Origin of the sequence: Bradyrhizobium sp. BLXBL-01, from assembly GCF_051853025.1 — a bacterium.
Taxonomy (GTDB): Bacteria; Pseudomonadota; Alphaproteobacteria; order Rhizobiales; family Xanthobacteraceae; genus Bradyrhizobium.
Window position 1 is genome coordinate 1,921,782 of the sequence record NZ_CP182471.1, and the last position, 13,791, is coordinate 1,935,572.

The 13,791-nt window shown below is 60.1% G+C and carries 14 protein-coding genes and 3 pseudogenes; 14 read left to right on the forward strand and 3 right to left on the reverse strand.

Annotated elements, in window-relative coordinates:
* Nucleotides 1-196 precede the first annotated feature (196 nt).
* From ACNJYA_RS08760 to ACNJYA_RS08785, 6 genes and pseudogenes are all read left to right on the forward strand, one after another.
* Entirely contained in the window at nucleotides 197-505 is a 309-nt protein-coding gene (locus ACNJYA_RS08760; protein WP_439402519.1) for a transposase, read from the forward strand.
* A 136-nt stretch (nucleotides 506-641) separates the two neighbouring features.
* On the forward strand, nucleotides 642-761 hold the full coding sequence (locus ACNJYA_RS08765) for an IS3 family transposase (protein WP_439403404.1): 120 nt from the start codon (nucleotides 642-644) through the stop codon (nucleotides 759-761).
* 43 nt (nucleotides 762-804) lie between these two features.
* Nucleotides 805-938: pseudogene (locus ACNJYA_RS08770) on the forward strand (IS3 family transposase); the annotation flags it as partial.
* Nucleotide 939: 1 nt separating this feature from the next.
* Nucleotides 940-1,065, forward strand: a pseudogene (locus ACNJYA_RS08775) (transposase domain-containing protein); the annotation flags it as partial.
* A 99-nt stretch (nucleotides 1,066-1,164) separates the two neighbouring features.
* Nucleotides 1,165-1,314, forward strand: a complete 150-nt coding sequence (locus tag ACNJYA_RS08780) for a hypothetical protein (protein ID WP_439402520.1) — start codon at nucleotides 1,165-1,167, stop codon at nucleotides 1,312-1,314.
* Nucleotides 1,315-1,350: 36 nt separating this feature from the next.
* A pseudogene (locus ACNJYA_RS08785) lies at nucleotides 1,351-1,758 on the forward strand (DDE-type integrase/transposase/recombinase); the annotation flags it as partial.
* 24 nt (nucleotides 1,759-1,782) lie between these two features.
* Here the strand turns inward: ACNJYA_RS08785 and ACNJYA_RS08790 are convergent.
* Nucleotides 1,783-3,201: an amidohydrolase gene (locus tag ACNJYA_RS08790; RefSeq protein WP_439402521.1), complete on the reverse strand. Its 1,419-nt coding sequence runs from the start codon at nucleotides 3,199-3,201 to the stop codon at nucleotides 1,783-1,785.
* A 1,050-nt stretch (nucleotides 3,202-4,251) separates the two neighbouring features.
* Here ACNJYA_RS08790 and ACNJYA_RS08795 point away from each other — a divergent pair.
* Nucleotides 4,252-4,560 (forward strand): hypothetical protein, encoded by a 309-nt coding sequence (locus ACNJYA_RS08795; protein ID WP_439402522.1) that lies wholly within the window; start codon nucleotides 4,252-4,254, stop codon nucleotides 4,558-4,560.
* Between the two features lie 889 nt (nucleotides 4,561-5,449).
* Here ACNJYA_RS08795 and ACNJYA_RS08800 read toward each other — a convergent pair.
* A complete protein-coding gene (locus ACNJYA_RS08800; protein WP_439402523.1) occupies nucleotides 5,450-5,737 on the reverse strand; it encodes a hypothetical protein in 288 nt (95 codons plus the stop codon).
* 754 nt (nucleotides 5,738-6,491) lie between these two features.
* Nucleotides 6,492-6,671, reverse strand: coding sequence for a hypothetical protein (locus ACNJYA_RS08805; RefSeq protein WP_439403532.1), 180 nt, complete (start codon nucleotides 6,669-6,671; stop codon nucleotides 6,492-6,494).
* On the opposite strand from ACNJYA_RS08805, the gene ACNJYA_RS08810 reads away from it, so the two are divergent.
* The 7 genes from ACNJYA_RS08810 (at nucleotide 6,600) to ACNJYA_RS08840 (ending at nucleotide 13,785) form a co-directional block, all read left to right on the forward strand.
* Nucleotides 6,600-7,787, forward strand: coding sequence for an NAD(P)/FAD-dependent oxidoreductase (locus tag ACNJYA_RS08810; RefSeq protein WP_439403405.1), 1,188 nt, complete (start codon nucleotides 6,600-6,602; stop codon nucleotides 7,785-7,787). The genes ACNJYA_RS08805 and ACNJYA_RS08810 overlap by 72 nt on opposite strands.
* Nucleotides 7,788-7,886: 99 nt before the next feature.
* Complete coding sequence (locus tag ACNJYA_RS08815) at nucleotides 7,887-8,729, forward strand: transporter substrate-binding domain-containing protein (RefSeq protein WP_439402524.1); 843 nt, start codon at nucleotides 7,887-7,889, stop codon at nucleotides 8,727-8,729.
* A gap of 4 nt (nucleotides 8,730-8,733) precedes the next feature.
* On the forward strand, nucleotides 8,734-9,705 hold the full coding sequence (locus ACNJYA_RS08820; RefSeq protein ID WP_439402525.1) for a proline racemase family protein: 972 nt from the start codon (nucleotides 8,734-8,736) through the stop codon (nucleotides 9,703-9,705).
* A gap of 11 nt (nucleotides 9,706-9,716) precedes the next feature.
* A complete protein-coding gene (locus tag ACNJYA_RS08825; protein ID WP_439402526.1) occupies nucleotides 9,717-10,370 on the forward strand; it encodes an amino acid ABC transporter permease in 654 nt (217 codons plus the stop codon).
* Nucleotides 10,370-11,209, forward strand: a complete 840-nt coding sequence (locus ACNJYA_RS08830; RefSeq protein ID WP_439402527.1) for an amino acid ABC transporter ATP-binding protein — start codon at nucleotides 10,370-10,372, stop codon at nucleotides 11,207-11,209. The genes ACNJYA_RS08825 and ACNJYA_RS08830 overlap by 1 nt, the downstream gene beginning before the upstream one ends.
* Nucleotides 11,210-11,221: 12 nt before the next feature.
* On the forward strand, nucleotides 11,222-12,121 hold the full coding sequence (locus ACNJYA_RS08835; RefSeq protein WP_439402528.1) for a dihydrodipicolinate synthase family protein: 900 nt from the start codon (nucleotides 11,222-11,224) through the stop codon (nucleotides 12,119-12,121).
* A 230-nt stretch (nucleotides 12,122-12,351) separates the two neighbouring features.
* Nucleotides 12,352-13,785, forward strand: a complete 1,434-nt coding sequence (locus ACNJYA_RS08840; protein ID WP_439402529.1) for an NAD-dependent succinate-semialdehyde dehydrogenase — start codon at nucleotides 12,352-12,354, stop codon at nucleotides 13,783-13,785.
* The last annotated feature ends 6 nt before the right edge of the window (nucleotides 13,786-13,791 follow it).

Sequence of the window (13,791 nt, forward strand, 5' to 3'; positions counted from 1 at the left end):
CCTTCATGTGCGGCGCCGCGTTCTACGGCTCGGGGTTGCGGTCTTAAGGAGCACCTTGCACTCAGTTGCGACAGGTAGACTGTCCTGTGCTGCAGCAAGTTCAAGAGCATGCCGGATAGCCGCTCAGTTGGTCAAACTGAACCTCCTCCAAATGAGTGGACACCTGTAGTAGGCTCATTGAGCCCGGAGGTGTTGAATGGAACGTCAACGTCGGTCATTGACCGGAGAGTACATGCGCCAAGCCGCTGAGTTGGCTTTGAGTGGGCGCTCGATCGGGTCTGTTGCCAAGGAACTCGGTCTGCGTCACTCGGTACTGCGGCGCTGGGTTGACAAGCTCCGGCAGGAGCCGACATCGGCGGCGTGGCGCCCCACCACGCAGGCTACGCCGATGTCGGCGGACCAGGCTTCGGAGATCGCCCGTCTACGCCAGGAGAACGAACGGCTGCGCACGGAGCGCGACATTTTAAGAAAGTCGATCGCGATCTTCGCCGGAACCCGGACATGAGCTTCCGCTTCATCGAAGACCATCGCGACGCCTATCCGGTGCGGCTGACGTGTGCGGTGCTCGAGGTCTCGCCGACGGCTATGACGCCTGGCGCGATCGCCCGGTGAGCGAGCAGACCAAATTCAATGCCAGCCTCGTGGCCGCGATCCGGCAAGTCCATCAAGAGAGCAGCGGGCGTTACGGCAGTCCTCGCGTTCATGCCGTCCTGCGCCGGCAGGGCCGAGCTGTCAGCCGCGGCTGGATCGAGCGCGGATGATGCGCCGGACGGTATCCGCGCTATCATGGCACCGCCGTGCCGTGTGCGCACCGTCGACAGCCGTCATGACCTGCCGATCGCCCCGAACCTGATCGCGCGTGACCTCACAGCGCAGGCCCGAATCGGGTCTGGCTCGCCGATATCACCTACATCCCCACTGCGGTGGTGTGGCTGTATCGTATCTGCACAGGCTTGGCTAACGGATATCCTTGCCCGCATCGCCGCCCACCCAGCTCATCGGCTGGACGAGCTTCTGCCCTGGAATTGGACACCGACATCAGTGCTCTCCGCTCAAGCCGCATGACCACGCACCTCAACAAGGTTCATCACGTCATCACCATCACCCCGGGTCGCAAAGAATCTCGGCGAAGACGAAGACTGGCTGCGAGACGTCGCTAACGGAATGGAGATCGAGGAGGTAACCATCTGGGTCTTTGGCGTTGGCGAAGACGGCGTTCAGGCGTTCACCGACTTTGGCATCGAAAACCTGATCGAGCTCGTCAGGTTCTACAAAGAAAACCTCAAGCTGCTCACGCGCTGGCAACGGGAATGAACCAACCAGCTCTGCGGCCTACGCCGAATGCGTACGCTGTATCTGGCTGCCGGGATGGATCTCTTCAGCCGGAAGATCGTCGGCTGGGCCATGCGCGATCATATGCGGGTCGAACTCGCATCCGCGGCACTGGCGATCGCCATCCAGCAGCAACGGCCGCACTCCGGATTGAATCCACCACTCCGACCGCGGTGTGCAATATGCGTCACGCGTCTGCAATGCTCTCACGGCGCCGGCGTCACCCCATCGATGAGCCGCAAGGCGCCCAATGGAGAGCTTCTTCCACACCCTGAAGACCGAGCTCATCCATCATCGCCACTACAACACCCGCGCCGAGGCCGAGCGCGATGTCTTCGCTCCATCGGCGGCTTCTACAACCGAGCAAGAGTCCATTCCGCCATAGGGTATATCGAACCGAGCGAAATGGAGTTAAAAGCGGTCTAAATCCGTCCACTTTTTCGGGGGAGATCACTTTGCCGCCATGGAAAGCGGGGGAGCGGCTTCCGGTCCCACGGGATTTTTGAAGTTGTTGTCTTTGCGGAAATCCGCAAGCGCTTCTTTTGCTGCCGCCAGGAGAGCGGGATCCGAAAGAACGTCTGCGGCTACACCAGCCATAGCTTTTGCCGCGAAGGCGATTCCTTTGTGAGCAGCGGGGGATTTGCCTTGCGCAACCAGCTGCCAGGAATGACCTGGCGTACCGATCGCATAGCTTGAGACTAAGCACTGAACTGTAGGAACGACCCAGCTTACGGTTCCGACGTCCGTAGAGCCCAGTGAATCGGTGCGGAAGCCATCCGGCGGGCAGATTTGGCTGCTGAGAGGGTCTGAGCTCACCGGCAAACCATACCGGCCGTATGCGGAGCGAATATCGTCGGACGAGAGAGTGCTTTGGATGCGTCGGGCGAACTCCATATCATAACTGTCGAACCCGACGCCGCCTAGCTGAATCAGGTTAGCATGCATGACTTCTTCCAAAGGAGCGTTGGGAACCAAGTTCGCTTCGCCCGAAAGTTGTTTTATCTCCACTCGGGTCTCTGTCATCAGCGCCGCGCCCTCCGCAATCTTCTTGACCCGCTCGACTAGACCCCACATTTCATCGAGCTTAAGTGCCCGTACAAGATGACGCACAACGGCACGCGGCTGAACTACGTTCGGCGCGATACCTCCGCCATCCACGAGAGCGTAGTGGACGCGAGCCGAGGAGGGCATGTGCTCGCGCATGTAATTCACCCCTACGCTCATGAGTTCGACAGCGTCAAGCGCGCTTCGCCCAAGATGCGGCGCTGCCGCGGCGTGGGCGGCGCGACCATGAAAGGTGAATTCAAGTTCGGCGCACGCAAGTGAAGCCGCAGGCCACACGCAGGTAAAGGCTGACGGGTGCCAACAAATCGCAACGTCGACATCGTCGAACGCGCCATCGCGAACCAAAAAGCTCTTGCCAGATCCGCCCTCTTCTGCAGGGCAGCCGTAATAACGCACACGCCCAGGCAGCCCGGCTCGCGTCAGCCAATTTTTTACCGCGACTGCAGCCAAGAGCGAGGCGGAGCCTAGCATATTGTGACCGCAGCCGTGTCCTGAACCGCCCGGAACGAGAGGCCGCTGTTCCGCTACACCGGCTTCCTGGCTCAAACCAGGCAGTGCGTCGTATTCACCGAGAATGGCGATGACCGGGCCGCCTTCACCCGCTTCACCCATGACCGCTGTCGGTATTCCCGCAAACTCAGAGACTGTAAAGCCTTCCGAGGCGAGCGTCTGGCGATGTTCGCTGAATGCAAAGAACTCCTGGTAGTTCTCTTCGGGTCGACCCCAAATCCGGTCGCTCAAAGCGAAACACTTGGTTTTGTGACATTCAACGAACTCCCAAACTGGCTTTGTGCTCCTCAGCATTGGAATCCCTTGCTTGAGATCGGATCACTTATTCGCGCTTCGCATGTTCCGCCGATACGGGCACTTAACTCGCATGGAACCTACATCGGTGAACCAGGAGGTCTTCAGACGCGCACCTACCGCGAAAACGCTGTCTCGCCACGAGATTGAGCGATCTACCGCGACAATCGTCAGCAAATGCGCCACCGCCTGAGATGGAATGCGGCGTCGAGGCTGGTTGACGTGCCGAAATCCATCACTGGTCTGAATGCGCCGATTTGCCGCGTTTTGCACTCTCTGCTGGTGCTCGAAGAGCTCTCAGCAGTGCTTCGATGCCGACCTGATCGACCACCGGTCGACCGCCGCTTCGCACCGCGTTGCAAGTTCGCGAGAAGTCTCTGTATCCAGAGGGAGCCGCTGCTGTGCGAAGCAGCGCACGACCATCGTATGGCTGTCATCTCGATGATTACGTAAGTAGGCGTGGCATGAGTAAGTCCTTTGCTCCGCCTCACCGGCCCTAACAAATCTTTCCGGGGGAGTTGGCGTCCTGTTGTCGCGTTAGGTCCGACCACCTATGCGGTCATGGCATCTCGTTCTCGATCAATCGGCGCGAGACGGTCGGCGTCGTCTGCGAATCCGGTTGCGGCAAGTCGACGATGGGCGATGCGTGCTACGCGTGATCCAGCCGGCGCCGGCGAAGTCACCTTCGGTGTCCAGCACGTCCGCAGCCCCGGCCGCACTGATCTGCACGCGACGTGTTTGAACACGCAGGTGGTGTGCAGGATCTGTCCGCCTCGCTCAATCCGCGCACAACGGTCGGGTCCATCCTCGGCGTGGCCTTTAGCATCCACAATCTCGCACCTAACGTCAGAAAGCGCGAGGAGGGCATCACGGAACTTCTTTTAAAAGAGGCCTCAAGGTCGAGCACATGCGCCGCTGTCAGCACGAATTCGCCGGCGGCCAGCGCCACCGTATCTTAATCGTGTGCCCAATCACGGTCGAGCCGAAACTGATCGTCTGCGACGAGCCGGTCTCGGCGCTGGTCGTTTCCATCCAGGCGCAGGTCGTCAGTTGGAGGACCTCCAGGCCGAGCTGAACCTGGCCTATTTCTTCGTGGCGCACGATCTCTCGGTTGTCGAGCACATCTCCGATCGTGATCGGGTGATGTATCTCGGCCGCATCGTGGAGATGCCGAAGGCGAGTGACCTGTATCGTAATTCGCAGCATCCCTGCACCCAGGCGCTTCTCTCCGCCGTGCGGGTGGCCAATCCCAAGCTCGAGCGCAACCGCATCCGTCTCAACGGCGAGGTGACGAGCCAACACCGTCGTCGGGCTGCCATTTCACACCCCTTGCGCGATCGCCCAGCCGCGCTGCGCTGAAGAGCGCGGCGGAGCTGAAAGAGGGAGCGAGCCGTTAGAGGCCTCGGCAGGATCAAGTACTGCTCCGTCGCGCGCTCATGTTACGAGTGACCGCCGAGAATGGACATTTCGCTGCCTAGGCGGTCCGCGTTCTCTGTTCGAAATCGAGGCGCGTCGGCGTGGAAGATCGTCGGATTATGGGCAGTTCTTGCCTCGGGGTTGCAGCTTTGCGCCGCTGTTGCTCTTACAAAGAGCTTCTCGCCAAAGAGATTGCAGATGAAGGTCGGCGTTCCCAAGGACGTCAAGACGAATGAATATCGCTTTTCCTAACGCCTGCGGCGCAGTGATCATGGACGTCGCGCTCGACCAGGGCGGATACTTTGAGACCTCGCGGGGCGACAACGCACGCCGCTCCCACGTACTAGGTAGACGGTGTCATCGATTACCTAGCCGCTAACATGCCTGGAGCTGTCCCGCTCTTCTCGAGCCAAACTCTGAACAGCGCCGCGCTGCCTTTTTTGCTTGGCTCTCGCCAACAAAGGATTTGCGGCCTTCCACGAAAATCGGCATCTTCATGTGGGCTTGGATATTTAACAGCGGCCGGCTCACTTACAAGGTGGCCTCCTGATCAGACTCATCTTCGTTCCGGCGCACCGATCCGAACAAGCGCTCCAATGTGCGGCGGGCCCGTATGGCCTCAGGGCCAACGTGGAAAGCCGCGGCCTGTCCATCTAGATCGCGGTCCGACTGCGTTGAGCGTTGCGCTATCGCAGATGATCTAGCCATGTTGGACAGTACCGCTCAGTCCAAAGCTCCGGGTCGGTGATATCGTTACGTTGGTGCCCCTCATGCAGCAGCTCGCGAGCTACAAGAGGCATGAGCGCGATAGTTCCGCCGCCGATCACGCCCATTACCATTCAGCGCACCAGCACGATCGTGATCGACCGCGAATTGATGGTATAGCGCACTCCTGAACGATAGCGCGACTAAGCTTCTCAGACAGCAGGCGAATCGGTACAGAAGCGCTTCCATAACAACAACGCGCGATTAGCGGGAGATAAGCAAGGCATTGAAAGCGAATGCTGCTGCCCACCAGCTGTCGCGCCACGACACCGCCGATGGACAGACCCACGGTTCGCGCAATGCTGTAGCTGATACCATTCAACGCCACTGCGGCCAGGAGGGTTTGCAATGGCACTTGCTCCTAATGGAGGACTGCTGAGCCGGATCCATCAGCGCCATGCCGGTGCCGACTACGATGCATAGTGCACCAGTAGATCGAAGTGATCAAGCCAAGCGAAGCCAAACAAGGGCCGTCAGCGCCGACGAGAGCAATACAGACGAGACCAGCCCGACGGCACGCCGGTCAATGTTGGCGAACGCCGGCTGGAATTGAGTGACGGGCGAGCAGATTGCGGATGTTGCTCGCGGCAGCAGAGATGGAGATGGCGATAGCTGCGGCTAAGAGATCGTTTCCTCATGGGCGAGAATTGCTACGGCCAAGAAGGGTGCGATTCTGGTCTTGGCCTCATTGATGTAATGCTGAAGCACGACGAGGAGCTCGCGATCCTGGTGACGATCGAGTCAAGGTAGACCGCTTGCCGAGGCAAGTCGGGGAATAGCGTGCTGTGCTCGCTTTCTTGCATGGTTGAAGCAGTGGGAGCGGGGCGTATGGGGAGACGACGGCAACCATAGGCTTGGAGCCTGCTTCATGTCCGAATGTAGCCGCCTAGGAGTTGCGGGGGCGATAACGCGTGGAATTCACCTTTAGCGATGGTCACACGGAAGGCGGAGTCGCCCTCGTCGCATCATTGTGAAGCCACGCATAAAACCAAAAAAGCCGGCCTATCGAAAGCCGGTAGAGTTCGTAACGCGCCCTAGAAACTCTTCCAAATGATCATTGAATCTCAGATTGTTGTATGACAATCCTGGGTAAATGTACTATTTCAATTTTAGAGGCGATCGAGCCGCCACGGCGACGGTTGCGGTTTGATGCGATCAGGAGTGCCAGCATGGCTGAATCGCGTGATGTTGCGGTCGTTGGCGGGGGCGTAGTCGGCGTGAGTTGCGCCCTGATGCTGGCGCGAGAAGGTCATAGCGTCACCGTGGTCGAGGAGGGGCTCGTCGGCCATGGGTGCTCTTGGGGTAACGGTGCCCAATACAATGCGGGATCGGCTCTTCCAATGGCCCATCCCGGTGTCATGTGGCGTGCGGTGCGCTGGTTGTCTGACGCGAACGGTCCGGTGCGCCTTTCCCCGCGTGAGTTACCCCGGACGCTCCCATGGCTGGTCCGCTTCCTGCGCACGGGGCGCCTGCAGGCTTGGGAGGCGGCGTATGCGGCGTTGCACGCTCTCAACCAGCCGTGTGCCGGCCTCTATCGCGAAATGCTTGGCGATACCGCTTGGAAACGATTGTTCCGACCGAACGGTGCCCTCCATGTATGGCGGGACGTATCATCCGGTGCGCTCGATGAGCGGGTGGACGGTCTGCGGACGAGGCACGGCGTGGCTTTCGAGAGACTGGGCGCCGAGCAGTTGCGCGAGGTGGAGCCGGCTTTATCCCATGAGTACAGGCGCGGGATCTACTTTCCAGGCAGCGGTCATGTGACCTCACCTCCGGCGTTGGTGGAGGCCCTGATGGAGCGAGCTGCTGCGGTTGGTGTTTCGATTCGGACCGCGCGGGTTCAGGCCATAGAGCCAGGCACCGAAGGCGTAATGCTGCAGACGAGTACCGGGCCTCACCGCTGCGACAAAGTGGTTATCGCAGCGGGTATCGCTAGCCGCGATCTGGCGCGCTCCCTGGGGATTTCCCTGTCGGTGGCCAGCGAGCGTGGCTATCACATCACCATGCGCGGTACTTGCGGCGCCATCAGCCGCCCAGTAACCGACGCGGTTTCGGCCTTCGTTGCCACGCCGCTCGACGAAGGGCTGCGTATCGTGGGCATCGCCGAATTTGATGCGCCCGATGCGCCGCGCGACGCGAGGCAGAACAAAAAGCTGCAGGCATACGCTCGCGCGATGCTGCCGGACATATCCATCAACGAGGTGACTGAGTGGATGGGCGTACGACCATCGACGCCAGATAGCCTCCCGATCATCGCCCCCCATCCAAGGCACGCCGCCATCTTGTTCGCCACTGGCCACGGCCACATGGGCATCAGCGGAGCTCCTATGACGGCGTCCATCATTTCGGATCTGGTCGCAGGCCGCGCTTCCCGGATCTCACAGGCACCTTATCGGCTCCGATAAGGCTAGGCTGTCCGGCAGCCAGTTTCTTCTTGCGCGCATGGGTGAATATTGATTATGTGACAATCGTAAATTGACATAGTTCAATAGGAGGAGGTTTCAATGCGCCGTCGGGTAAGTGCGATCGCCGCTGCTGTTTTTGGTGCGGCCATGCTGTTCGGGCCGGCCCCTGTACCGGCTCGCGCCGAAAACCCCTCCCTGGTGCTCGACCGGATCAAGGCGAGTGGCAAGCTCAAATTTCCAGTAATGGTTGCGGAGGAGCCCGGCTACATCAAGGATCCTCGTACCGGCGAATGGTCTGGATTCTTCGCCGACTGGGGCAAGGATATTGCTAGTCTGCTTGGCGTCCAGATCGAATATTATGAGACGACCTGGGGCAATCTTGCTGCCGATTTCCAGGCCGGCAAGGTGGATCTAGCGGTAGCTCTGAACCCCAATCCGCGTCGCGGGCTCGTTATCGACTACGTGGCGGGATCCATCGTCGAAGGCATCTGGGCGCTCGTCGCGCGCCCCGGCTTCGCGCCAAAGACCTGGCGTGAAATGGACAAGAAGGAAGTTCGCGTCGCTGTGCAGAAGGGCGGCACCATGCAGGTGATCGCTGAAGCGGTGATTCCCGGCTGCACTATCGTTGTGGTGCCGACGCGCGACCAGGCGGTGCTGGAATTGCAGTCAGGCAAGGTCGATGCGATTATCGTGGCGGACCAGGACGCCGCACTCCTCGACTCGAAGGGCGTCGGCAAAGCCGTGGTGCCCACACCGGTCCTGCGCAACCCGGCGACGATAGGCATTCGTCGCGAAGCTGGAAATGAAGGCTTCTCGAACTTCCTTGCCAACTGGATGTCGCAGCAGAATTCGCTCGGTCTCGCCTGCTCGCGCATCACTCGTTACATGCTCGATCGCGGCATCGACATGAAGGTGGTTCCGCAGTCCGGCAAGTATTGCTGACGCCATGCGTGCGAGCCGTCTGTTCACTGTCATCGACAGCCACACCGCAGGGCATCCGACCCGAACGGTCATGGCGGGCATCCCTCCGCTGCGCGGGCAGAGTGTGCGCGAGCAGCGGGATGATTTCCGCAACAACCATGACGGTTTGAGGACGCTTTTGCTGCATGAACCGCGCGGGCATGCCGCCATTGCGGCGGCGGTGCCCGTGCCCTCCCGCGAAGCGGACCAGGGGCTGTTCTTCATCTTCTCTTACGTTTACGCCGACATGTGCGGTCATGCCACGATCGGCTACATCACCAGTCTGGCGGCTATGGGAGCTCTCCCGCAAGGCTTCAAACAAAATGGCATGTCCATAGAGACGCCGGCGGGTATCGTCCACGTGACCGGTATCTTCGATTCCGGCCGGCTTACTTCCGTCCTGTTGCGGAATGTACCCTCTTACGTTCTTGCCTCCGACGTTATTTCGGAGATCGAAGGCATCGGCAGAGTAGCGTGCGACATCGCTTATAGCGGTATCACATACGCGCTTGTCGACGCTGACCAGGTCGATCTTCCCTTTGATATCAACCATACTACCGGATGGTGCCGCGCGGGCATCTCCATCAAGCAAGCGCTTCATAGTCGCAGCGGAGTGCCGCGGGTCGATAGCGTGTTATTTCATCGTTCGATCGAGGGTGGTGCGCGCCATCTTGTCATTTTGGCCGGCAATAAGTTCGATCGTTCGCCCTGTGGCACTGGTACCTCCGCCCGGCTGGCCCAACTCCACGCCCGAGGCCAACTGGAAATGGGCGCCTCGTATCGCGCAGAGAACATCCTCGGTGTGCCCTTCGAAGCCAAAGTGGCGGGCTTGGCTAAGGCGAGAGACGGTAAACCCGCCGTGATTCCGGAGGTGCGAGGTATGGCTCACATCAGCGCGTTCTCCACCCTTGTGCTGGAAGCGGACGACCCGCTGCCCGCAGGTTTCCTTCCCACCTGACGGAGAGCGCCATGAAATTCGATCCGTCCATTGTCTTTGCGAATTGGGACATCCTTGCTTACGGATTGCTGGTCACTCTGAAATACACGATCTACACCTGCGTCATCGGAGTCGCGATCGGCCTTCTTGTGGCGCTGCTTCAGCTCACCCCATGGCCACTCGTGCGATGGACCGGGCGAGTCTGGGTCGAGTTCTTCCGCAACATCCCATTGTTGGTGTTGCTGATGTGGACCTACTACGCCCTGCCAATTTTTCTTCAGATCCAGATCGGCAAGGAAACGGCGGGCGTTCTGGGTCTCGGCTTCTACGCCAGTGGCTTCTATGCCGAGATCCTGCGCGCCGGCGTCCAGTCGATCGATCGTGGGCAGACCGACGCAGCCGTCGCGTTGGGCATGGGGTACTTCCAGCGCATGAAGCGGATCATCTTGCCGCAGGCACTGCGCCGCATGGTGCCGCCACTGATGGGACAGACCATCATGCAGCTCAAAAACACGACCCTTCTCTCGGTTCTGACTATTCCTGATCTGCTCTATCAGGCCGGCTACATCGCCAGTTTCACCTACCGGCCGATGGAGGTCTACACCGTTATCGGCGCCGTGTTCATCCTCATGCTGTTTCCCCTTAGCGCACTTTCGCGCCGGTTCGAACGCAAGGAGGCCGCGTGATGATCGCGATATCTACCGAAGTAGTGCTGAGTGTGCGTGGCATCGAGAAGTCTTACGGGAAGAACCATGTACTGCGCGGCGTCGATCTCGATGTCCATCGCGGGGAGGTGGTCTGCCTGATTGGTGCGAGCGGTTCGGGCAAAACTTCGCTGTTGCGCTGCATGAATCTGTTGATGGAGCCCGACCAGGGGGAGATCGTCATCGAGGGGGCGCCTCTATTCCGCAGCGCGGGTGATGAGCGGCTGAAGCTCTCCGGCAGGCAGGTCAGCGCTGTGCGCATCAAGACCGGCATGGTGTTCCAGAGCTTCAACCTATTCCCCCACCGCACCGCGCTCGAGAACATTATCGAAGCCCCGCTGGTGGTGAAGAAGGTGCCGCGTGCCGAAGCTGAGGCTCGAGCACTCGAACTCCTCACCCGAATGGGTCTTCCCGACGCCGGCAATAAATATCCTTCGCAATTGTCGGGCGGCCAGCAGCAGCGCGTCGCCATCGCCAGGGCGCTCGCTATGCAGCCCACCATCATGCTTTTCGACGAACCGACCTCGGCGCTGGATCCGGAATTAGTGGGCGAAGTACTCGCCGCTATCCGCCAGCTCGCCGCCGAGGGAATGACCATGGTCATCGTCACCCACGAGATCGGCTTCGCCTATGAGTTGGCCGATCGCGTTGTCTTCATGGACCAAGGAGTCGTTGCTGCCAGCGGTGCGCCCCGTGAGCTCCTGCTGTCAGCCGCCAATCCGCGGCTCGCCGCTTTTGTCGGACGTTTCACAGAACAAGCTCGTCTGCTCGGCCCACTCGCCGGGCAGCCGGCCGCACTTTCATTCACATCTCCCAACTAAGGAAAACAGATCATGACTGGTACAAACTGGGGTGGTATTTTCCCTGTTCTCGTCACTCCGTTCGGAGCCGATGGCTCCATCAATGAGTCCCGATACAAGGCGCTCATCGACGAAGCCATCACCAATGGCGCACAGGGCATCGTGGCGGCCGGCAGCACTGGCGAATTTTATGCACTTACGACGGCCGAGCGCGCGCGGCTCTACACGTTGACGGTTGATCATGTGGCCAAGCGCGTGCCAGTGCTGGCAGGCGTCGCCGACTTGCGCGTAGAAGACGTACTGGAAGCTTGTCAGTCAGCGGTTGCTGCGGGCTGCGCAGGCGGCATGATCCTTCCACCCATCTACGCTATGCCGAGCCCGCGTGAGATCGTTGCTTTCTTCGAGTACATCTCCCGGAACACGTCGCTGCCGCTGATGCTCTACAACAGCCCCCGCCGCGCGGGCGTTGACATCACGCCGGCTCTTGTAGAGCAGCTCTCTGCGTTGCCAACTGTGGTCGCCATCAAGGACAGCTCCGGCCTTATTACTCAGGTAACTGAGCTTGTGCAGCGCGTGGGCAATAGAATTCGCGTTTTTGTCGGGTACGAAACCATGATCGTTCCGGCCCGCGCCGTTGGCGCCCATGGCGTCGTCGCCATGGCCCACCAAATTGCGGGTCCGTTGATCCGGGATTACTGGGACAAGGCGCTCACTGATGATAAAGCGTTGGATGCCCTCGGCCGGGATGTTTTCGCCTTCTACCGTTGCTTCCAGTCCGGCGCCTATTACGCCGCCATCAAAGAGACCATGAGCCAGCTTGGCCGCGACGCCGGTGGCCCGCGTCTGCCCTTGCTGTCGTTGGCAGCCGAGCAGAAAGCGGCCATCGCGAAGATCATCGCCGAGTCCGGACTTGCTCGCTGGGCCAACGTTTAAGGAGAGCATGCGGTCCTGTCTGATCGCAGGAGAGGTCGAGGGTTTATGGCGGCGCCGACGACCGAAGAGGTGGATTTTCGGATGTGCAGATAACTAGCGGCTGCAAATCAAAAATTGCATGGCGCGGCCGACGTAACGACGCGTTTCATACCTGCATCGACGCAAGGTCCATGCAGTCGGGCTTGGCTACCAGCATCTGAGCCCAATTCATCTCGTTCAAGGAATAAAAGATGTATACCAAACTTGCACTCCTCATCGACGGCGAATGGATCGAGGAGACCAATGCTGGGAGCGAGATCGTTTTCAATCCTGCGACCGAACAGCCTCTTGGCACGCTGCCGCACGCCGGAAAGGCGGAGCTTGACCGCGCACTCGCGGCGGCAAGCCGGGCCTTTGAGGGGTGGAAGCGTACTTCGCCTTACGAACGTGGCCAGATCTTGCGCCGCGCCGCTGATCTGATGCGCGAGCGGGTGGAGCACATCGCAACCGTGCTAACCCTAGAGGAAGGTAAGACCCTGGCGGAGGCGAAAGGCGAGATCACGGCCGCGGCAGAGTTTTTTGACTGGTTCGCCGAAGAGGGCCGGCGCACCTATGGGCGTGTTATTCCGGCGCGTCTGCCGGATATGCGCCAGACAGTCACACAGGAGCCGGTCGGCCCCCTCGCTTGCTTCACGCCGTGGAACTTCCCGGCGGTAACGCCCGCTCGCAAAATCGCGCCCGCTCTTGCCGCTGGTTGCACCTGTATCATCAAGCCGGCTGAGGAAACGCCCGGCACCACGCTAGAAATCGCACGGGCGCTCACCGATGCAGGAATACCCAAAGGCGTGCTGAACGTGGTCTTCGGCGTACCGGCAGACGTCTCTGAGTACCTCATTCGCTCGCCAGTGATCCGCAAGATTTCCTTCACCGGATCGACCCCGGTTGGACGTCATCTCGCTCGGTTGGCAGGAGAGACGTTGACGCTTGCCACCATGGAGCTGGGCGGCCATGCGCCCGTGATTGTCGCGAAAGACGCTGACGTTCAGCGCGCGGCGGAGCTCTCCATGGCAATCAAACTGCGCAACACTGGCCAGGTTTGCACCTCGCCGACACGTTTCTTCGTGGAGCACTCCGTGTACGAAGAGTACCTCGAACACGCTCGCGTATTCGTGGAGAAGCAGGTTGTAGGCGATGGCCTGCAAAAGGGCACCACGGTGGGGCCTGTCGCAAACACTCGCCGCGTCGCTGCCATGGATGACCTGATCTCCGACGCCTTATCACATTCGGCCCGCCTTGTAGTCGGAGGCGAGCGGCTGAAGGCGACGGGCCTGATGTACAGGCCTACCATCCTGGCTGATATGCCCGACCAGGCGAGGGCCATGAGGGAGGAGCCATTCGGCCCGCTTGCACTGGTACAACCTGTTGATGACGTAGAACAGGCCATCGCACGAGCGAACGCCTTGCCATACGGTCTGGCCGGATATGCCTTCACCCGCTCCGCCGCGGTTGCCAATCGGATAGCAGGCGAGCTGGAGGTGGGCGTCATCGGGATCAACCAGATGGTAGTGACGATCCCAGAAACGCCTTTTGGCGGAATCGGCGACAGCGGCTGGGGCCGCGAAGGCGGCAGCGAGGGGTTGGAATCCTACACTGTAAGAAAGTATGTCGGTCATCTTCATGCCTAGCTGGTG